17 protein-coding genes are annotated in these 20,547 nt (G+C 50.4%); 5 read left to right on the forward strand and 12 right to left on the reverse strand.

From position 1 onward, the window contains the following. The first annotated feature begins 1 nt into the window (after nt 1). Nucleotides 2-1,237 carry an ATP-binding protein gene (locus CSR04_RS01365; protein WP_102794433.1) on the forward strand — a complete coding sequence of 412 codons (1,236 nt, stop codon included), beginning with the start codon at nt 2-4 and terminating at the stop codon, nt 1,235-1,237. 86 nt (nt 1,238-1,323) lie between these two features. Here the strand turns inward: CSR04_RS01365 and purD are convergent, their stop codons facing one another. The 6 genes from purD to pdsR all read right to left on the reverse strand — a co-directional run bounded on the left by purD (nt 1,324) and on the right by pdsR (nt 8,835). Continuing rightward, on the reverse strand, nt 1,324-2,613 hold the full coding sequence (gene purD / locus CSR04_RS01370) for a phosphoribosylamine--glycine ligase (RefSeq protein ID WP_102794434.1): 1,290 nt from the start codon (nt 2,611-2,613) through the stop codon (nt 1,324-1,326). An 85-nt stretch (nt 2,614-2,698) separates the two neighbouring features. After that, nucleotides 2,699-4,288 carry a bifunctional phosphoribosylaminoimidazolecarboxamide formyltransferase/IMP cyclohydrolase gene (gene purH / locus CSR04_RS01375; RefSeq protein ID WP_102794435.1) on the reverse strand — a complete coding sequence of 530 codons (1,590 nt, stop codon included), beginning with the start codon at nt 4,286-4,288 and terminating at the stop codon, nt 2,699-2,701. Nucleotides 4,289-4,426: 138 nt separating this feature from the next. Beyond that, nucleotides 4,427-4,720: a DNA-binding transcriptional regulator Fis gene (fis, locus tag CSR04_RS01380; protein WP_102794436.1), complete on the reverse strand. Its 294-nt coding sequence runs from the start codon at nt 4,718-4,720 to the stop codon at nt 4,427-4,429. A gap of 21 nt (nt 4,721-4,741) precedes the next feature. Next, nucleotides 4,742-5,746 (reverse strand): tRNA dihydrouridine synthase DusB, encoded by a 1,005-nt coding sequence (gene dusB, locus CSR04_RS01385; RefSeq protein WP_102794437.1) that lies wholly within the window; start codon nt 5,744-5,746, stop codon nt 4,742-4,744. Nucleotides 5,747-5,970: 224 nt separating this feature from the next. Beyond that, entirely contained in the window at nt 5,971-8,133 is a 2,163-nt protein-coding gene (gene pdsS / locus CSR04_RS01390; protein WP_102794438.1) for a proteobacterial dedicated sortase system histidine kinase, read from the reverse strand. Between the two features lie 3 nt (nt 8,134-8,136). Continuing rightward, nucleotides 8,137-8,835: a proteobacterial dedicated sortase system response regulator gene (gene pdsR, locus CSR04_RS01395; protein ID WP_102794439.1), complete on the reverse strand. Its 699-nt coding sequence runs from the start codon at nt 8,833-8,835 to the stop codon at nt 8,137-8,139. Between the two features lie 188 nt (nt 8,836-9,023). On the opposite strand from pdsR, the gene pdsO reads away from it, so the two are divergent. Further along, nucleotides 9,024-9,743 (forward strand): sortase-associated OmpA-like protein PdsO, encoded by a 720-nt coding sequence (pdsO, locus tag CSR04_RS01400; RefSeq protein ID WP_172449199.1) that lies wholly within the window; start codon nt 9,024-9,026, stop codon nt 9,741-9,743. Between the two features lie 72 nt (nt 9,744-9,815). Here the strand turns inward: pdsO and CSR04_RS01405 are convergent, their stop codons facing one another. Both CSR04_RS01405 and trxC read right to left on the reverse strand, forming a co-directional pair. Continuing rightward, nucleotides 9,816-10,331, reverse strand: coding sequence for a DUF1993 domain-containing protein (locus CSR04_RS01405; RefSeq protein ID WP_102794441.1), 516 nt, complete (start codon nt 10,329-10,331; stop codon nt 9,816-9,818). Nucleotides 10,332-10,352: 21 nt separating this feature from the next. Beyond that, the gene (trxC, locus tag CSR04_RS01410; protein WP_102794848.1) at nt 10,353-10,799 is read right to left on the reverse strand and encodes a thioredoxin TrxC; all 447 of its coding nucleotides are present in this window, start codon (nt 10,797-10,799) and stop codon (nt 10,353-10,355) included. A gap of 178 nt (nt 10,800-10,977) precedes the next feature. On the opposite strand from trxC, the gene CSR04_RS01415 reads away from it, so the two are divergent. Next, nucleotides 10,978-15,501, forward strand: coding sequence for a PAS domain S-box protein (locus CSR04_RS01415; RefSeq protein ID WP_102794442.1), 4,524 nt, complete (start codon nt 10,978-10,980; stop codon nt 15,499-15,501). Nucleotides 15,502-15,513: 12 nt separating this feature from the next. Here CSR04_RS01415 and CSR04_RS01420 read toward each other — a convergent pair whose 3' ends face one another. Further along, complete coding sequence (locus CSR04_RS01420) at nt 15,514-16,254, reverse strand: creatininase family protein (RefSeq protein WP_102794443.1); 741 nt, start codon at nt 16,252-16,254, stop codon at nt 15,514-15,516. 191 nt (nt 16,255-16,445) lie between these two features. On the opposite strand from CSR04_RS01420, the gene CSR04_RS01425 reads away from it, so the two are divergent. Then, entirely contained in the window at nt 16,446-17,009 is a 564-nt protein-coding gene (locus CSR04_RS01425) for a phosphoribosyltransferase (RefSeq protein ID WP_102794444.1), read from the forward strand. Nucleotides 17,010-17,035: 26 nt separating this feature from the next. On the opposite strand, the gene CSR04_RS01430 is transcribed toward CSR04_RS01425, so the two are convergent. The 3 genes from CSR04_RS01430 to CSR04_RS01440 all read right to left on the reverse strand — a co-directional run bounded on the left by CSR04_RS01430 (nt 17,036) and on the right by CSR04_RS01440 (nt 19,655). Further along, entirely contained in the window at nt 17,036-18,331 is a 1,296-nt protein-coding gene (locus CSR04_RS01430) for an NCS2 family permease (protein WP_102794445.1), read from the reverse strand. Between the two features lie 114 nt (nt 18,332-18,445). Then, on the reverse strand, nt 18,446-18,967 hold the full coding sequence (locus CSR04_RS01435; RefSeq protein WP_102794446.1) for a gamma-glutamylcyclotransferase family protein: 522 nt from the start codon (nt 18,965-18,967) through the stop codon (nt 18,446-18,448). 136 nt (nt 18,968-19,103) lie between these two features. Continuing rightward, on the reverse strand, nt 19,104-19,655 hold the full coding sequence (locus tag CSR04_RS01440; protein WP_216362489.1) for a TetR/AcrR family transcriptional regulator: 552 nt from the start codon (nt 19,653-19,655) through the stop codon (nt 19,104-19,106). Nucleotides 19,656-19,806: 151 nt separating this feature from the next. Here CSR04_RS01440 and CSR04_RS01445 point away from each other — a divergent pair, with 151 nt between their 5' ends. After that, the gene (locus CSR04_RS01445; protein ID WP_102794448.1) at nt 19,807-20,547 is read left to right on the forward strand and encodes an SDR family NAD(P)-dependent oxidoreductase; all 741 of its coding nucleotides are present in this window, start codon (nt 19,807-19,809) and stop codon (nt 20,545-20,547) included.

Here is a 20,547-nt window from a genome sequence, read left to right on the forward strand (position 1 = left end):
AATGGGCAGACTGTTCGTCAGCCTGTATGTTTTTATTGTGCTGTCTTTAGTTGGGCTGGCGGCAGTTCTGGACAAAGTATTCCTGGAGAACGACAGTAAGCTGGACCCCTGGGTTGCAGCCACGGCTGCCTTTGTTAGCCAACAACTTTCGCTACCAGAAAATTTACCCAGCCAGCTAGACGGCTTCGGGCTTAAACTTGACCGCCTGGATGTAGACAGTATTGCCTGGCCGCAAGACATGGCTGAACAACTGCAAAATGGCCAGCCCCTGGTGTTGTTCGACGATGAATATGGGCAGCAGCTATACATCCTCGACAGCCGCAATAATCAGCTTCTGCAGATTTATCATCCGGATCAACCCAGTCAGTTAAATGTATGGTTGTATAGCGGTGTGTTTTTCGCTTTGCTGGCTTTACTTCTGTCACTATGGACCTGGCCGCTTTGGCGCGACTTATCCAAGTTACGAGAAGCCTCACGTTCTTTGCGTCAGGATGGTTCACTGCCCGCCATTTCCGTCGGTTCAGCGTCGGCTTTGTCCAGCATTATGCATTCATTTAATCAACTCGGAACACAAATCAAACAGTTAGTGCAGAATCAACGGGAACTGACCGGAGCCGTGGCACATGAGTTTCGTACGCCATTGTCACGCTTGAAGTTTGCTCTGGCCATGGAGCCCCCCCCCGGCTCAGCGCCCTGGCAGGATATGACACGGGATGTTGAAGAATTGGAGCGACTGGTGCAGGAAATGCTCGATTACGCCAGCATGGAAAATACCGCACCGGAGATGGACTACTCGACCTTACCACTGGCGGAATTAGTGGAAGGACTAGCCAATCGCATGGCAGCCAACTGCCCGCCACATATTAAGCTCGAATTGCAATTATCCGATGCTGAGTTGCTGGCTGATGGGTACTTTGTGCAGCGGGCGCTGCAAAATATTATGCAAAACGCCATGCGCTATGCCAAAAGCAGGATTCTGGTCAGTATTGAAACAGATAGAGACGAAATTCGTCTGATGGTGGACGATGACGGCCAGGGCGTGGAAGAAGCCGACAAAGACAAAATTTTTGAACCTTTCTTCAGACCTGATGCAGGACGGGACAGAAAACGCGGAGGGGCCGGACTTGGTCTGGCGATTGTCAGACGGATACAACAATGGCACCAGGGCAGTTGTAAAGTAGAACGCTCGCCGTTGGGAGGCGCGCGTTTTATATTACGTTATCCGCAGACGCGTTGATCTAAGCCAACAGCATCCCAGGGTGCAATAAACAATGCTTTGTGAACAACCATTAAGGCCCGTTCAGGGCCTTAATGGTATTGGGTTTACTTGCCCTGTTCCCTGGCAATAGCACGCCAGGCAATATCTTTTCGGCAAAACATGCCGTTCCAACTAATTTCTTCAACCAGTTTATAGGCGCTGCGCTGCGCTTCGCTGACTGTTTCCCCCAATGCTGTGGCACAAAGTACCCGACCGCCATTGGTGACAACCTGTCCATCCTGCATTTTGGTACCAGCGTGGAACACTTTTGCAGTAGCGCTTTCACCATTACCCAAACCACTGATCACGTCACCTTTAGGGTAATCGCTGGGATAGCCCTTGGCAGCCAAAACTACCCCCACTGCAGCGCGAGCATCAAAGTCGATTTGAGTGTTATCCAACTTGCCATCCAGCGCCGCTTCACACAAACCGACCAGGTCTGATTGCAGACGCAGCATAATGGGCTGAGTTTCCGGGTCACCAAAACGGCAGTTATATTCGATCACTTTAGGTGTGCCGTCGCTGGTGATCATTAAGCCGGCATACAGGAAGCCCACATAAGGATGCCCTTCAGACGCCATGCCCTGTACAGTGGGGAAAATCACTTCGTTCAGAATGCGTTGATGCACATCAGCGGTAACTACGGGCGCCGGAGAATAGGCTCCCATACCGCCGGTATTTGGCCCTTGATCACCATCACCCACACGTTTGTGATCCTGACTGGTGGCAAAGGACAGCACATTTTTACCATCCACCATCACAATAAAACTGGCTTCTTCACCGCTCAGAAACTCTTCGATCACCACCCGGCTACCGGCATCGCCAAAGGCATTGCCAGCCAGCATATCGCGAATGGCATCTTCCGCTTCCTGCTCCGTCATGGCGACGATAACGCCTTTACCAGCGGCCAGGCCATCGGCCTTAACCACAATAGGTGCGCCTTGTTGCTTAACATAATCCAGTGCAGGGCCAACCTCAGTAAAAGTCTGATAAGCCGCAGTGGGAATATTATGGCGGGCCAGAAAGTCCTTGGTAAAGGCTTTGGAGCCTTCAAGCTGGGCGGCCGCCTGGCTGGGACCAAAAATGCGCAAACCAGCGGCCTGGAACTTGTCTACCACGCCAAGCACCAACGGGGCTTCAGGACCGACAATGGTCAGGTCGATTTTTTCCTGCTGGGCAAATGCCAGTAAACCGCCAATGTTTTCTGCACCAATGGCAACATTCTGGATATTCGGTTCCAGTTCGGTGCCAGCATTACCTGGGGCAATAAACACCTGACTAACCTGTTCAGACTGGGCAGCCTTCCATGCCAGCGCATGTTCACGACCGCCGCCGCCGATAATCAATACTTTCATTCTGTTCTCCCATTGTCCTTGTTTTAAGCCCGAGTATACCCCGGCTTCAGCAAACAGAAAGTCGACCCGCAGGCCGACTTACAGATTAATGGCGGAAATGACGCATACCAGTGAAGACCATGGTCATACCATGCTCGTCGGCTGCGGCAATCACTTCTTCATCACGCATCGAGCCACCAGGCTGAATCACAGCTTTGATTCCTGCTGCTGCCGCAGCATCTATACCGTCACGGAATGGGAAGAAGGCATCCGACGCCATCACAGAACCGGCTACCTGAAGGTTCTCATCTGCCGCTTTGATACCGGCAATCTTGGCAGAGTAAACCCGGCTCATCTGGCCAGCGCCCACCCCTATGGTCATACCGTCTTTGGTATACACAATGGCATTAGACTTAACGTACTTGGCCACCTTCCAGGCAAACAGCAGATCTTTCAGTTCCTGCTCACTGGGCTGGCGCTTAGAAACCACTTTCAGATCGTCCATTTCCACCATACCAAAGTCTCGGTCCTGCACCAGCAGGCCGCCATTCACCCGTTTCAGGTCAAACTCTTCGGTTAACTGCCCACGCCAGTCACCACATTCCAGCAGGCGCACATTTTGTTTAGCACTGACGATTTCCACGGCATCGGCAGACACACTGGGAGCAATGATCACTTCCACAAACTGACGTTCGATAATAGCCTGAGCGGTTTTACCATCCAATTCGCGGTTAAATGCAATGATGCCGCCAAATGCAGATGTGGGGTCGGTTTGGTAGGCGCGATTGTAAGCCTCAAGAATATCGCTGCCCAGCGCCACACCACAAGGATTGGCGTGTTTAACGATCACGCAGGCTGGCTCATCGAATTCTTTCACACATTCCAGTGCCGCATCGGTATCGGCGATGTTGTTGTAAGACAGCTCTTTACCCTGCAATTGACGGGCAGTAGCCACGGACGCTTCCTGCACGTCGGCTTCCACATAAAATGCAGCAGATTGATGACTGTTTTCGCCATAGCGTAGATCCTGCTGTTTAATAAATTGCAGATTCAGCGTACGGGGGAACTGCGAACCTTCACTGGAAGGTTCACCATGAGAAGGCACCATGGCACCGAAATAGTTGGCGATCATGCCATCGTACTGGGCGGTGTGTTCAAAAGCAGCGATAGCCAGATCAAAGCGGGTGGCGTAGGTCAGGCTGGTGTTGTTGTTCTGCATTTCTTCCAGCACCCTGGCATAGTCCTGGGCATTCACCACAATGGCCACATCATTGTGGTTTTTGGCCGCCGCCCGCACCATGGTCGGCCCACCAATATCGATGTTCTCAATGGCATCTTCCAATGTGCAATCATCGTTTTCCACTGTTTTAGCGAACGGGTAAAGATTCACTACCACCATATCAATGGCTTGGATATCATGTTGTTCCATCACCGCTTCATCCTGACCACGGCGTCCGAGAATACCGCCATGCACTTTAGGGTGCAGCGTTTTCACTCTGCCATCCATGATTTCCGGATGACCAGTGTAATCTGATACTTCAGTGACCTTCAGACCATTGTCGGCCAGTAATTTGGCTGTGCCGCCGGTGGACAACAGTTCGATGTCCATGGCTGCCAGAGCCTGAGCAAATTCTAAGATACCGGTTTTGTCTGATACGCTCAGCAGGGCGCGGCGGATGGGTTTTGCATTTTCCATCAAGAAGTCCTCTTGGCATGAAAATAGAAGAACATGAGATTGGCCTGGCACAGTGTAATACCAATTGCACTGCAATTGCCGACCGGAATAATGAAAAGAGCACCATCAGGTGCTCTTTTCATCGGTGGCCAATTGGCCTTAGTTCATACCGTACTGCTTCAGTTTCTTACGCAGTGTGCCACGGTTGATTCCCATCATAATGGCGGCGCGGGTTTGGTTGCCGCGGGTGAAGGTCATGATTTCTTCCAGGAGCGGCGCTTCAACTTCAGCCAGAACCAGCTCATACAGGTTCTCGATATTAGTGTTGTCCAGCTGTTTCAAGTATTTGTTGACGGCTTGCTTGACGGAGTCACGCAGTGGCTTCTGAGCCTGAGTTTGAGAAGGAGTCGTTACCGTTGTGGTAAAAGGAGAAGTTACGTTTTGATCGAACATAATACTATCTTTGCTCTTAGGTTAATGATACTCGGCGACAGAAGCGAAGCCATGCTTCGGTTCCATCAACTGTTCAAAATACTGATCCAAGGCCCTGATTTGCTCACCGGCATCCTCAATGGCATTGAATCGACTACGAAACTGACGATCCTGGTCATGTTCCGCCAAATACCAACCCACATGCTTGCGGGCGATACGTGCGCCTGAAAACTCACCATAAAACTGGTGTACATTGCTGACATGCTCGAGCATCACCTGCCTGATTTCAGCTAATGCAGGTGAAGGCAAAACCTCACCTGTTTCCAGATAATGCGCGATTTCACGGAATATCCAGGGGCGTCCCTGGGCTCCACGTCCAATCATGACAGCGTCAGCCCCCGTCATGGCCAGCACCTGGCTGGCTTTCTGCGGGCTGGTAATATCCCCGTTAGCGACAACGGGAATGTTCACCGCCTGCTTGATGGCTCGAATGGTGTCGTATTCGGCTTCCCCTTTGTACATACAAGCCCTTGTGCGGCCATGTACAGCGAGGGATTGAATACCTTCACCTTCAGCAATTCTGGCGATGTCCACACCGTTTTTATTGTCCCTGTCCCATCCTGTACGGATTTTCAGGGTCACCGGCACATCCACCGCACTCACCACTGCACGAACAATATCGCGAACCAGTTCGGGATATTGCAACAGGGCAGAGCCCGCCATTTTCTTGTTTACCTTTTTTGCCGGGCAGCCCATATTGATATCAATTATCTGGGCGCCACTTTCGACGTTATGGATAGCGGCCATCGCCATCAACGCTGGATCAGCACCGGCAATTTGTACCGATCTGATGCCAGTTTCTCCTTCATGGTCCATTCGATGTTTGGACTTGTCGGATTTCCACACGTCAGGGTTGGACAACAGCATTTCTGACACCACCAGTCCGGCGCCCATGCGTTTGCATAATTGCCGAAATGGGCGGTCTGTTACCCCCGCCATCGGTGCCAGGATCAGATTATTGTCTAGTTTGTAAGGACCAATCTGCATAACACCACTGTGCAAAAAACATCCACCCCGTTCAAAAGGGCGCTAAGTTTACGGTTTTTTTGCCATGATGAAAAGGCTAGAAATTAAACAAAATGTCAGTTTTTTTGCCATTTGTGACTTGACAGGCAAAAACCTGTTATGCCGCTGTGGCTCAGGCTTGACGGGCGCTAGCGCGTTTATCCCGGGATCTGGGTATACTGCCGTTTATGCACCTCCTTGGTGCATTACACCAGGGGCAAGGTCAGCCTGACAATCACCCCCGTGTTATCTGCTAAATTGTGCAAGTTAATCTGACCATTATGGAAATCACTGATTAACCTGGCAATGTGCAGGCCCAGACCAAGGTGGGGCAGCTTACCTGCCTGATTGGGCGGTCGTACCGAGACCATGGAATCAAACAGTCGACCTTGCATTTGCGCTGGTAGCAGCGGCCCCTGGTTACTGATTTCCAGCACGGCTTTGCGACCGTGGCGTTTCAGCACCACCTCCACTGGCGTCCCCTGGGTGGCAAATTCCACCGCGTTGGCCACCAGTTTATCCAGCAATTGCGCAAACAACTCGGGGGCACCGTTAACCTTAAGCTGACGGTCTTCTAATTTAAGCACCAATGCAGTATCAGGGTAAGCAAGCTGATAACCCTGAACACAACCTTCCAGCACCTGATCGAGCTGGTATTCCTGTCTGTCAGCGCTTTGCAGGCTTTGTTCCAGCCGGGTTGCTTCACTCATATTGGTTAGGATGGCGGACAAGCGATTCAAACCTTCCTGAGCACGCTGCATATAAACAGAATCTGTCAGTTTCTCTTCTTCCATCTGCAGGGTTTCAAGGGAAGAGCGCACCACTGCTACAGGGGTCCGAAGTTCATGTGAAAGCCTGGATGACATGCTTTCCAGATAATGGTGATACTGACCCAAACGTTGCACCATATCGGATACGGTGCGGGACAAGTCACCAATTTCATCCTGTACCTTGGATGCCTTCAATTGACTGCGGATTCGGCCCTGTTCATCTATAGCGGCATCAGCCTGATCGCGTAACCGCCGGATCCGGCTGGAAATACGCGACGCCAACAAAAACAGCGCTAAAGTACCGAGCAGCATCACCGCCAACATCAAGGTAAAGAGCTTTTCCAACGCCAGATTGCGCAAACTGCGAATGCCGTTGGTGGTTTCTTCGGCGATTACCGCCCCCATGACTTTGTCGTCAATATAAATAGGATAAGCCGCCGCCAACACCACGGCTTTATTATCCGGTGTCAGCCGCCAACTGGAGCCTGCCTGCCCGCGCAACGCCTGTTCAATATGGCTGCCCTGTAAATTGGCAACATCATATAACTCATCAATAAAATCACTGGGGGGCCGGGTCAGAAATTTATAGTACAGTGGATGCAACCAGCGTCTGGCAACTTGCTCCCACCAGTTTTCGTTTGTCGTTGTCGCGGGGCGACTCCAGATACCGTCTGAATTCTTGATATCTCCGGATTTCGCCAGTACCCGCTGATGTTGATCTACTACCCAAATCCGCGAGTTGGTATGCCCCAGGCCTTTTAAAATCAGCTCTATTTCCGGTGAAGGAACCAATACTGTACCGAGTTTGTCTTCTTCCCATACATTTGAGGTGCCAATCGTCGCCAGGGCCTGCCCGCCCGGACTGTCTACATCGGTAACAGCAAAACTCAGTTTACTGCCAAGCAGTTCAAGGGGAATACGTAATTCAATATTGTAACCCTGAGGCGTTTCCCGCCAGGCGCCCTGAATGCGGTTCTCCGGCCTCAACGGCTGGTTGCTCAAGCTGTCCTGAACATTCATTTCATATGGGGTCAGCCAGCCGGGTTTAGCTGTGGCGATCAGATAACGGCGAAAATCCCCCGCAGGCGTGGTAAAGGCGATTTGTAAATAATCATTGTTGTCCACGCTCAGACTATTGGCTGACCGATACACCACATGATCGTCTGACACTTCAAAATAGGCATACAGGTGCTGACGATACTTACCAATAAGATGATTAAAGCTCAGGCTGACCGGAGTGTTGCCATCGCGCTGGCTAATCAGGTGATCCTGCCCATAGTGCAAAGCATGCTGCTGCTGACGCCAGTCTGACAAATCACCATCCAACCGGATAGGGTCGACTATTGGATAGGCATAGAGATCCCGGCCTTTCTCAACACTCAGGTAACTGGCCTGGGCATCAAACAGCTTTGGCCTTTCATGCAGCGCCGTTGCCACCGCTCGTACTGTACCCAGCAACGTTCTTTCCTGGCCGGCACGCAGATACTTTTCCATTTCCCACACATATTCATAGCCAAGCCAGGGAATACTGAACAAAAAGCCTGACAACAGTAACAGCTTAAAGCGCAGGCCGAAAAGATGAAACTTACGTAGTGCCAAACATCAGTCCCTGTCACTCGTCCAGCGGTAACCCATACCATAAACGGTATCAATACAGTCAAAGGCTTCGTCCAGTTGTACAAACTTTTTACGGATGCGTTTGATATGGGAGGTAATAGTGCTGTCGTCCACCACCACGCGGGCGTCCTGCATCAGGTGCTGACGACTTTTCACATGGCCGGCAAAACGTGCCAGGGCATGCACCATCCAAAATTCAGTCACAGTTAAATCCACCGCCAGCTCTTTCCAACGCGCCTGCATACGGTTCAGATCCAGACTCAGACTGCCACACTGCACCTGCTGCTGCTTGTCGTCGGGTTGACTGAACGCTTCCATACGTCGAAACAGTGCTGAAATGCGGGCTGTCATATGTGGCATGCTGATATCTTTGGTCAGATAGTCGTCCGCTCCCATGCGTAATCCCGACACGGTATCCAAATCCGAATCCCTGGCAGTCAGGAAGATGATCGGCAAAGTTGGCGACATGCCACGCAGTGACTGACAGAGCAGAAAGCCGCCGTCGATTTCATCCTGTAACCCTATATCTATGATGGCTAAGTCAGGCAGACGTTGTTCAAAGCCACTCATCGCCTCGCGGCGATTGGCATAGGTCGCAACCTGATAGCCCTGACGTCTGAGGACCGCTGCATAATTCTCACGAATGGCGGCTTCATCTTCAACAATGGCAATTCTTCTACTCATAACAACAATCCTCTTGCATGAGGCGGACTATACCTTAAACCACACCATAAACTAGCCGCCCCGGGCAAATGCCATGTTTTTGCCACAATTCATCGGCGTATTGCCTTTATTGCTCCCCTTTTGTGCCAGCCAACAGCGTTTTAATGAAATTGTCGCAACACACATATTCCCTTGTAAGGAGAGCATTGATGAAAAAGTTAGTATTGGTTTCAAGCATGATGATGGTTCTATCCACCCCAGCCCTGGCCAACCAGGAGATAAAGAAAGCGGAAAACATCGGTTTCGGTTCCGGCCTGCTGGTGGGCGCTATTGCTGGTGGTCCACTGGGCGCCATCATAGGTGGAGTCTCAGGTATCTTTGTCGGCCACTCGGTGGCAGCTGACAAGGAAATGAAGTCAATGGAAACGGCCCTGGCGCAAAATGAAGCAGAAATCAATCAACTGCTGGCATCCAATCAGCAGCTTCTGACCCGCCTGCAAAGCAGCGAGGAGAAAAGTCGCATGCAACTTGCCTCGCTTGGCGAACAGGAGCAAGCCGGTAAAGATAGCAATCTAACCATGCATGTACAATTTCGCACGGGCTCCAGCACGCTGGAATCCATCTACAGCCAACAGCTGACTGAACTCGCCGATGCGGTGAAACGCAATAAATCCATGAAAGTTGAGCTGGCAGGTTTTGCTGACCGCCGGGGTGACGAACAGCGCAACAAACAACTCTCAGCTGAGCGGGTAGAGTCGGTGAAGCAATTACTGGTCCGCCAAGGCGTACCGGCATCCCGAATCAGCAGCCAGGCCCTGGGAGAAGCCAATCCACTGGACAGCACTCCCAGCCTGGATGGCGATGCCTTTGATCGCCGGGTAAGTCTGCGCCTGAGCGTAGACGATATGCAAACCGCTGCGACTCATTAATCACTAGTTAGCTTCATTCTCCGATTCCTCAACCCTTTGGCGCCTGGCAACAGGCGCCTTTTTTGTTGAAGCTCAGACCCCGCCAACCTTACCCAGGTAATCACGTTTACCCAAATCCACACCAATATGGCGCAGGATGCCGTACGCCGTGGTCAGATGAAAATAAAAGTTGGGTAGCACAAATTGGGTCAGGTAATCCTGGCCGTTGAAATTCAGGGTGATGCTGGGGAAATTCAGCACAATGGCCTTGTCTTCACTACCTTCAAACTGCTCGGCATGAAGTTGTTCAAGAAACGCCAGGGTTTTGCGCACTCTGGCCTGCAATTCCTGCAGGTTGGTTTCATCGTCAGCAAAACTGGGGTTGTCCTGACCTGATAACCTGGCGCCGCAGCCTTTGGCCGTATCACAGGCAATTTGTACCTGCCTGGTTAAAGGCACCATATCTATAGCCAGTCGACTGGCGGCCATCACGTCAGAGGCAACCTTCTTCTGTTCGGCAAACGTCTCAGCTTTACCAAGGATCACCAATAAGTTATTTAGCCCCTGCATAAGCAGAGGAATGGATGCATTGAACATAGACAGAGACATAAAGACTCCAGATTGTGTGGTTTAAGTCAGCGACTGCAGTTGTTGTTGCAGCCACTGGTGGAACTGTTGTTTAGGTAAGGCACCAGATAGTCGCGTAATTTCCTTACCATGGTGAAAAAGTATCAGGGTTGGAATAGAACGTATACCAAACTGCCCGCCACTTTGGGGGTTTTCCTGGGTGTCCAGTTTAATAAACCGGACCTGCTGCTGCATTTGGTTGGCAAGGTCACTGAATATTGGGGCGAAACCCACACAAGGCCCACACCATGGTGCCCAGAAATCCACCAGCACAGGTAAATCGCTACGGCTGATATGACGCTGCAGACTGTGATCATTAGCCTGGATTGGCGATGCCACAATCAAGGCAGCACGACATTTTCCACACACAGGTGCATGGCTTAACCGGTCTGCCGGTATGCGATTAATCGCTTCACAGGACGGGCAGACCAGTTGAACAGAGGCTGACATAAACGCTCTCTCGACAATTCGATAGCTCAGATATTGGCGCATTTAGTGCGCTTTCAATCATAAAAGGTAATTTTTTGTTGAGCTCGTCGCGGAATAAATTCCCCTTGCGACTATTCTTGGAGATTGATACACAAGAGATATCACCCCGATAGAAGGGTCTAGACAGGGATATGCCAATTTGACTACACCATTAAAAAGTAGGGCTTTCGCCACACTTCGCCGCCTGACGCATCCCAGTAACCTGCTTTTATATAGTATTCTGATCGTACTCATCAGCCTTGGCCTGTATGCCGATCACCTGAATAATCAACGCTATCTGGAAAACAGCAGGCGGGAAGTGACCGACGAGCTTGGCATTATACGCGCCAGACTGGAAGGCGCGATCGTCAGTAATATTCAGGTGGTGCAAGGGCTGGTGGCAGTTATTCAAACCGAACCCGATATTAGCCAGTCCCGCTTTGAACAAATTGCCCGGCATCTGGTGGGAGAGCAAAGCCAGCTTCGCAATATAGGTGCTGCACCAGATATGGTGCTGCGTATGATTTACCCAATAAAAGGCAATGAGCAAGCCATTGGCCTTGACTATCTGGCCCATCCGGATCAAATGGATAGCGCCCGTCAGGCCATGCTGAGCGGGCATATGGTACTGGCAGGCCCGGTTGATTTAGTGCAGGGTGGGCAGGCATTTATTAGTCGTATTCCCGTACGTACCCGCTCAGAGAATGACACTGACAAATTTTGGGGACTGGTGTCAGCGGTAATAGATATAGAGCAGGTATATCGTCTCAGCGGCCTGTTGAATGAACCTCTTAAACTCAGTATCACCATCAGCAAAAACGAAGAGGGTAGCAACAAGCCACAGATTTTCTTTGGCGAACAGCAAGTACTGGCAAGCAATCCGGTCCAGATGCAGGTGACCTTGCCGCAAAACCAATGGCAGATTGCAGCAATTCCAGCCAGCGGGTGGCCGAACAAGGCCGAAAATGCCGTGGTTTTTCGCGTTATTCTGGTCTCGGTCGCGCTGATCCTGTTCCTCTCTTTATACACCCAGCTAAAACTGGCGGCCAAACGCCGCGATCAGGAAAAACGCCTGAAAGGCCTGTTTCATTTATCCCCCATTGGCATCGGACTGAACGACTTTGAAAGTGGGCGTTTTCTGGACGCCAACCAGGCCCTGCTGGACGCTACTGGCTATCAGAAAGACGAATTTCTGCAACTGAATTATTGGCAGATTACTCCCAAGAGTTATCTTCAGCAGGAGCAGGAACAACTTCGCCAACTTAGAGAACTCGGTCAGTTCGGCCCATATGAAAAAGAGTACATTCGCAAAGACGGTAGCCGTTTTCCGGTCCTGTTAAATGGCATGTTGATCACAGATAGCCAGGGGCAGGAGTTAATTTGGTGCATCATTGAAGATATCTCTGAACAGAAACAGACCGAGACTTTGCTCAAACAACAGCGGGAACAATTGGAGCTGGTGCTGGAAAGTACCGCTGTAGGCATATGGGACTGGCACATTGCCAGTGGCAAAACCCACTTTAATGAACGTTGGGCAGCCATGGTCGGCTATCGCATTGAGGAGCTGCAACCTCTGACGATCAATACCTGGTTGTCGTTGGTTCATCCGGATGATCTGACAATCTCCGATGCTCAGCTTGACCGTCATTGGCAGGGGCAAGCCAGCCACTATATCTGTGAAACCCGCATGTTACATAAGGATGGCAACTGGATTTGGGTGCTGGACACCGGCAAGGTGGTGGAGTGGAGCGACGAAGGTAAACCTGTGCGTATGGTCGGTACCCATCTGGACATCACAGCGCAAAAGCTGGCCAGCATGGAGCTGGAGAAATCTCAACGGGAGTTGCAAAACTTTTTTGACCTGTCACGTAATCTGTTATGTATTGCCAACACCAATGGCTACTTTGAGCGCATAAACCGTGCGTTTGAAAACATTCTTGGCTACAGCGAAGCCGAACTTCTGACTACCCCTTTTCTGGAGTTTGTCCACCCGGAGGATATCCAGATCACCCTGGAGGAAATAAGAAAACTGAACCAGGGCGTGCCGACAATTTCCTTTACCAACAGATATAAATGTAAAGATGGCCGCTTCGTTTACCTGCGCTGGAACACCACACCGGATGTACACTCGGGCAAGCTGTATGCTTCAGCTACCGATGTGACACAAGAAAGAATGCATGAGCAACAGTTGGCAAGACAGCGGGAAATGCTTGAAGCCATGAGCAGACAAGGCCGTATTGGCGCCTGGGAACAGGATCTAAGCCACTCTTTGGTGTTCTGGTCACAGATGACTAAAAACATTCTGGAGGTGGAGCAGGACTTTAAGCCAGCACTGGGCGATACAGCTACCTTTATAAAAGAAGGCGAATACCGTAAACGCTTTGTACAAGCCATCGCCGAAGCAGCGGAAAACGGCTCTTCCTGGGAACTGGAACTCCTGGCCGTTACCGCCAAGGGCAGAGAAATCTGGGTATCTGTGACCTGCCAGGCGGAAATGCAGAATGGCCAGTGTGTCAGACTCTATGGCTCATTCCAGGATATCAATTCACGCAAACGCGCTCAACAAGCCGACGAGACCATTGCCAGACACAACGAAATACTGGCTCGCCTGACCGTACATCCGGCCATTCTGCAGGGTGAATTAATGGTAGCCAAACATACACTGGTTGAGCAGTTAAACCTGGGCTTACAGGTAGAACGAACTAGTTTATGGATGTTTTCTGATGATAAAAGTAGTCTGTATTGTCTGGCGTCATATCAACGCAGTACTGGCATGTTTAGTCAGGGCGAAGTGCTGAAAAGAGAGAACTTCCCTCGCTATTTTGCCGCTATGTACCTGGATTCACATATTGCCGCCAATGACGCCCTGCACGATCCTCGCACCTCAGAATTCGCCGAAATTTATCTTAAACCCCACAATATCAGTTCAATGCTGGACACGGTGATTACTGGCGGTAGCGGTATAGTCGGTCTTTTGTGTGCAGAGCATATGGGGGAGATGCGGCGCTGGACAAAAGCAGAAGAGGCCTTTATCAGTTCACTGGCTACCCTGGCGGGTTCCATACATGCTGCTGACTTGCGCCGCCAGGCAGAGCAGGAGCTGCTAAGTGCCAAAGAAAGCGCAGAAAAGGCAGCCCAGGCCAAAAGTGAATTCCTGGCAGTCATGAGCCATGAAATTCGCACGCCGATGAACGGTATTCTAGGCATGCTCGACCTGATGCTGGCAGATGAGTTAAATCAGGAACAGCGATATCGCACCGACATCGCCAAAAGCAGCGCAGAGTCTCTGCTAGGCTTACTCAATGACATTCTGGATTTTTCCAAAATTGATGCCGGGCAGTTACAAATCGAATCCACCCGATTTGAACTCAAGCCACTGCTGATGGATATCGTACAGTCCATGGCCTACCGGGCGCAAAGTAAAGGTCTGGAGTTATTTTTAGACGCCCAGGAGGTACAACACCCCTGGATTATTAGTGACCCGGGAAGAATCCGTCAGGTGCTGGTCAATTTACTTGGCAATGCGGTTAAGTTCACCCATAGCGGCCATATCTTACTGAGATGTCGCACAGAAGCTCGCGATAAAGCCGTACAGCTACTGATCGATATTGAGGATACTGGCATTGGCATTCCTGTGCAGCGCCAGGCAGATCTATTCACTCCATTTACTCAGGTTGATGCTTCCACCACCCGGCATTATGGCGGTACAGGACTGGGCCTGGCCATTTGTCGGCAGCTTTGTGAATTGATGCAGGGTGAGATCAGTTTGCAAAGCGAAGAAGGTAAGGGCAGTTGCTTTAGTTTACAGATAAAAGTCAAAGCATCAGAAGGACAGGATATCGCCAACCCCGATCTTAAAAAGCAAAAAATTCTGGTTGCCGCCAGACACGAGCTATCCAGGCAAATCTACACCAGACAATTAGCTGCCTGGGGCGCCATTGTTCAATCAGTTGCCAGCCTGAGTGAAGTGAATACCCAACTTCAGGAAGGTATGACCCACAAGCACCCCTGGGCATTGTTATTGATGGATGCTGATGTGTTGTCCGAACAGGCTGACGAGTCGCAACTTAAAAGTCTGAAAAAGATGGCCCCTCCAATTCTGGCATTTCATCCACATACCGGTCCGGCTACCCTGCTTTATCAGCTAAGCAGAGCCAATATGCATAAGCCCTTTGCTTCGGCAGAACTGGCCAGGGAACTGATTGCCTGGCAGCAAGGCAGGACCGTCAGCTCACATAAGCCTGCCATCATCACCGAACGGCCGGCTAACAATGACAAACTTCAGGTGTTATTGGTTGAGGACAACGAGATTAACCAGCAAGTGGCAAAGTCCATGCTGGAGCGACTGGGAATTAACACTGACATTGCTGAGAATGGTCAGCATGCACTGGAAAAATTAAAAGCCAGTCCTGACTACAAATTGGTATTGATGGATTGCCAGATGCCCGTTATGGATGGTTATGAAGCGACTCGTCGTATCAGGCAGGGTGATGCAGGCTCACACTATAGTAATATCCCGGTTATCGCTATGACCGCCAATGCCATGCAAGGCGATGAAGAGGCCTGTTTGAGTGCAGGTATGGACCTTTACCTGAGCAAGCCGATCAATCTGGCCAGGTTGCAGGAAAGCATGCGAAGCCTGTTACCTGAAGCCAGACTGGAGGTCGCGCTGAGTAATGGCTGACTCTTGCCTTACTCAAGCACTGAATGTCTGAAAGTCTGCCAGCAAAGACTTGGCCGCCAGTTGGATTATACGTTCACCACCTTCGACTGTAGCCTGACTGGGATCTGAGCCAATCCTGCCATCAGTAAAGGTCTGACGGTAAGCATGGGCATGACGAATTTCTCCCATCGGGGCAATTCTGGGAAACATATCAACCTGTTTCTGCGCCTCCGGGTAACCTGCATAGGTCACCGCCACTTCCGAGGCGGTAGCATGCATACCATCACCAACGGGATAAAGCTCTTTACAAAGCTCTGCCACGCCAGGCAACTGCCACCAATTTTGCAGCTTCATATGCAAGTCTTGCGCGGGTGCATGAGATTGAAAACTCATATCAGCATACACTTCGGCAAAAGCGGCGCTAATGGTTGCAATGTTGCCACCGTGACCATTCAGCCAGTAAATCCGTTCAAAGCCATGACGGCGCAGTGACGCCGTCCAATCCTGTATCGCTGCAATCATAGTGCTGGGACGTAGTGTTATGCTGCCAGCAAAGGCCAGATGATGTTGTGCACAGCCAACATTAAAGGTGGGGCCGACAAGTATCTTGGCCTGCTGCGCGGCGCGATGTGCTATCAGTTCCGGGCACAATGCGTCAGTGCCAAGTAAACCATTAGGGCCATGTTGCTCCACCGAACCGATAGGAATCAATACTGCCTTACTGGTTCGCAAGTAATCTTCAACTTCCATCCAACTGGCTTTCATTAACTGCATGCTATTTTCCCGCTAAAATTCTATGTACCCAGTATACTTACCTTCATACCGTGAATGATAGTCGTGCTAATACCCTGACAATATGTATTGAGTATCCGCAGCAGAATTGGCTGGTTTCAGGGTAAAAGCCTGTAATTTCCCGTCGATTCCTCTATAATTCGCGCCCTTTTTAATCAAACTGAGTGAGCGGTATGTCGGAAAAGAAATTCATTACCTCACAGGAACTGCTGCAGGACGCGTTTCGTCTGGCCTCCATCGTCTATGAAGACGGCTTCAGGCCCGATTATATTGTGGGTATCTGGCGGGGTGGTGCACCTATAGGTATCGCCGTTCAGGAATTTTTTGATTACAAGCACGTTAAAACCGACCATATCGCTGTGCGCACGTCGTCTTACTATGGCATTGGCAAGCAGTCCAAGGAAATCAAAGTTCACGGCCTGCATTATCTGATTGAAAACGCGAATGCCGACGACAAGCTGCTGATTGTAGATGACGTGTTCGACTCTGGCCGCAGTATCGAAGCCCTGTTGTTACAGATCCGCAAGCTGTCACGCTTGAATACACCACATGATATTCGTGTAGCCTGCCCTTGGTATAAGCCCGCCAATAGCAAGGTCGACATTGTGCCGGATTATTATGTCAACAAGAGCGATGAGTGGCTGGTCTTTCCGCATGAGCTATCCGGTCTGACCCCGCAAGAAATAATTGAAGGCAAGAAGGAACTTGCGGATATCCTGGATATTCTGATGAAGTAAAACAAAGGGAGCGGTTGCTCCCTTTTTTAATGATCAAAGAAAGCAATTTTCAATACGAACAGCAGTGTCAGGATCCAGACACTCAGACTCACCTCCCGCCACTTCCCACAAACTGCTTTGGCAAACGCATAAGTAATAAAGGCCAGGGTAATACCATGGGCAATGGAAAAGGTTAACGGAGTAAACAGCAAAACCACCGTCACCGGCGCCGCTTCGCTGATGTCGTCCCAGTCAATTTCACGCAGGTTAAACAACATCAGTATTGCCACATAGAAAATTGCGCCAGCGGTGGCATAAACAGGGATCATGCCGGCCAAAGGCGCAAAGAAGATGCTGAGCAGAAACAGCAGGCCCACCACCACTGCGGTTAAACCGGTACGCCCCCCTGCCGCCACGCCCGAGGCACTTTCCACATAACTTGTGGTAGTGGAGGTTCCTAACGATGCACCGGCAATAGTCGCGGCACTGTCACTCATCAATGCCCTGCCCAATTGCGGCACATTACCGTCTTTATCCGCCAATCCGGCCTTTTGCGTCACCGCAATCAGAGTGCCGGAGGTGTCAAACAGATCCACAAACAGAAAGCCAAACACCACGCTGAGCATGGACAGTTCCAATGCGGCCTGAATATCCATTTGCAGGAAAGTCGGAGCCAGAGAAGGAGGGGCCGAGACGATCCCCTGATATTGCACATCGCCGCTCATTAGCCCGATGACCGTCATAATCAGAATAGCCACCAACACCGCGCCGGGCATATTACGGGCGGTAAAGCCTGCTATAAGGAAAAATCCCAGAATGCTCATCAACGGAACAAAAGCGGTTAGATCTCCAAGGGTCACCAAAGTGGCGGGATGAGCAACAATAATTCCGGCATTTTTCAGGGCAATCATGGCCAGAAAAGCACCAATGCCTGTGGCAATACCCAGTTTTAAAGTGCGTGGGATGGCATTAATAATCCACTCCCGCACCTTAAATGCACTTAAGGTAAAGAACAAAATACCTGATAAAAACACTGCCCCCAACGCGGTTTGCCAACTGTGCCCCATGGATTGCACAACACCATATGTAAAAAAGGCGTTCAACCCCATACCAGGCGCTAATGCCAATGGGAAGTTGGCCATCAACCCCATAATCAGACAACCAATGGCAGCAGCCAGACAAGTAGCGACAAACACCGCACCTTTGTCCATACCTGCATCGGCAAGAATGGAAGGATTTACAAAAATAATGTAAGCCATGGTCAGAAAGATAGTCAGCCCGGCAAACATCTCGGTTCTGACATCTGTTCCGCGAGCAGACAGCTTAAAGAGTTTTTCCAGCATAAGTGGACTTCGCAGCGTTGAAAAAAGGCCGCGATTCTAAGCTAATGCGGTGAAAATTTCAGCTTTTTCACACCAAGAGACACTGGCTGTTATCTTCACAGCCGGTGAATGTAGTTAATGTGTAGCGGTTAACTGCGGTGCCATGTTGTAGACTGCCATTTCCTGCATATGCCGACTGGTGACAGGATCTTTCACGCTTCGCACCCTGGCAATATTGGCAATATGCTCGGAGGGCAATTGGCTTTCCCGTGCACCTGTCAGAACATGGTTCTTATACCAGGTAAAAGGCTTCAAATTGGCTTGGGTATGCTGGGCAATATAGGTTTGCGCTTCAAGGCGGATATCATCCAGATAAACAGCAACGGTGCGTCTGATATAACCGTCACCTTCGATACTATCCAGAGTCGGTATAGCGGCAGTATCCATTTGATATACCACCCCCCATACACTGTCACTCGGATCACCAGTGCGCCACACGTTACCTTTACCTGAACCATCCTGCCCGGGTTTATCAAAACGTAACACAAAGCCCATTAGTTCTGCCGCCAATAGTTTGCATGCACACGGGATCCTGGCGGCAATTCTGGCTTGCGACATATTAGAACCGTAAGCGAAATATAAAGTCTGGCTTTTCATCAGCTACTCCCTCCCTTGCCAATGACAGTGCCGATAATCCTTTGGGTATGGATACAAACCCGACACTTACAATACTTAGTTTACTTTATCGGCAAAATTGTTCAAAAAATAATCTCAAAATATTCAAGCCCTGCCTTTAGCGGATATGAATCAGACATTCCCAGGCGCTGATAAACTGTTCCGCCAGCTTGACCAAAGTTTGGCGACTGGTTCCATCCCGGGCTTGAATAGACATACCATGCTGAAAAGTCAGCACAAGATTGGCAAGGCCTGCACAATCTGTCTGTTCGGGCAGTTCACCTTCCCGTTTAGCCCGTTCCAGCCTGCTGTGCAGTAATTGCATGGAGCGCTTACGTTTTAGCCTCAGCTCTTCACAGATAGTGCTGCTGCTCCCACACATCTGCGGTGCCGATAAGACTATCATGCACCCTTTGGGTTTGTCCTGCCGGGAGAAATTCAAGGCAGACGCATGTAACAACTGCTCCACAGCCTCCCGGGCGGTTGCCGCTTCTTCCAGGTGCTCCCAAATTCCCTTACCTTCCGTTTCTTCATAGCGCGCCAACGCCTCGTTAAACAGGCCCTCTTTGCTTTTAAAACTGGCATATAAACTTGGCGGATTCAGCCCCATACAGGCCGTCAACTCTGACAACGACGTGTTATCAAAGCCTTTCTGCCAGAATAGCTCCATTGCGTTTTGTAACGCTTTTTCCCGATCAAAGGCCCGGGGCCTTCCTCTTTTACCGTCGCCCATTATTTAACGATCACTATAAAAAACATTTGACATCTCATCTCGCTAAACACATCTTAATATGTATTGATCACTACATAAAAGGCAAATAATGAAAAATCTAACTGGAAAAACGGTATTTATTACGGGTGGTAGCCGCGGCATTGGTGCAGCTATTGTCAGAAAGCTGGCGGCAATGGGCGCATTTGTGGCATTTTCTTACCACAACTCTGAGCATGCGGCTAACGCACTGGTAGCAGAAATAGAGCACGCCGGTGGTAAAGCTTTGGCAATAAAAGCCGATAATACTGACCATCGTGCATTGCAGGGCGCTATTCAGCAGCTAGGCGCATCCCGCAATAATATCGATATTCTTATCAACAACGCCGGTATCTTTGATGCCAGGCCTTTGGAATCCTTCTCTTTAGAGGATCTGGATAACACCCTCAACGTGAATGTTCGCGCGGTCTTTATTGCCAGCCAGACAGTGCTAAAACATATGCCGGATGGTGGCAGGATCATCAATATCGGCAGCAATCTTGCGGTCAGGGTACCTGGTCCGGGGCTTAGCTTGTATGCCATGAGCAAAGCTGCATTGGTTGGGCTGACAAAAGCCATGGCGCGGGAATTGGGCCCTCGACGTATCAATGTGAACATCGTCCACCCTGGATCAACAGACACGGATATGAATCCGGCCAACGGTGAACATGCCGGCGGTCAACTTGCGCTAATGGCCATTCCCAAATTTAACTCTGCCATGGATGTTGCCAATGTGGTCAGTTGGTTAGCTGAAGAAGCTGGGCAAGCCCTAACCGGAACTGAAATTACTGTCGATCACGGCGCCAACATTTAG

The sequence above is a fragment of the Bowmanella denitrificans genome, from assembly GCF_002887595.1.
GTDB lineage: Bacteria > Pseudomonadota > Gammaproteobacteria > Enterobacterales > Alteromonadaceae > Bowmanella > Bowmanella denitrificans.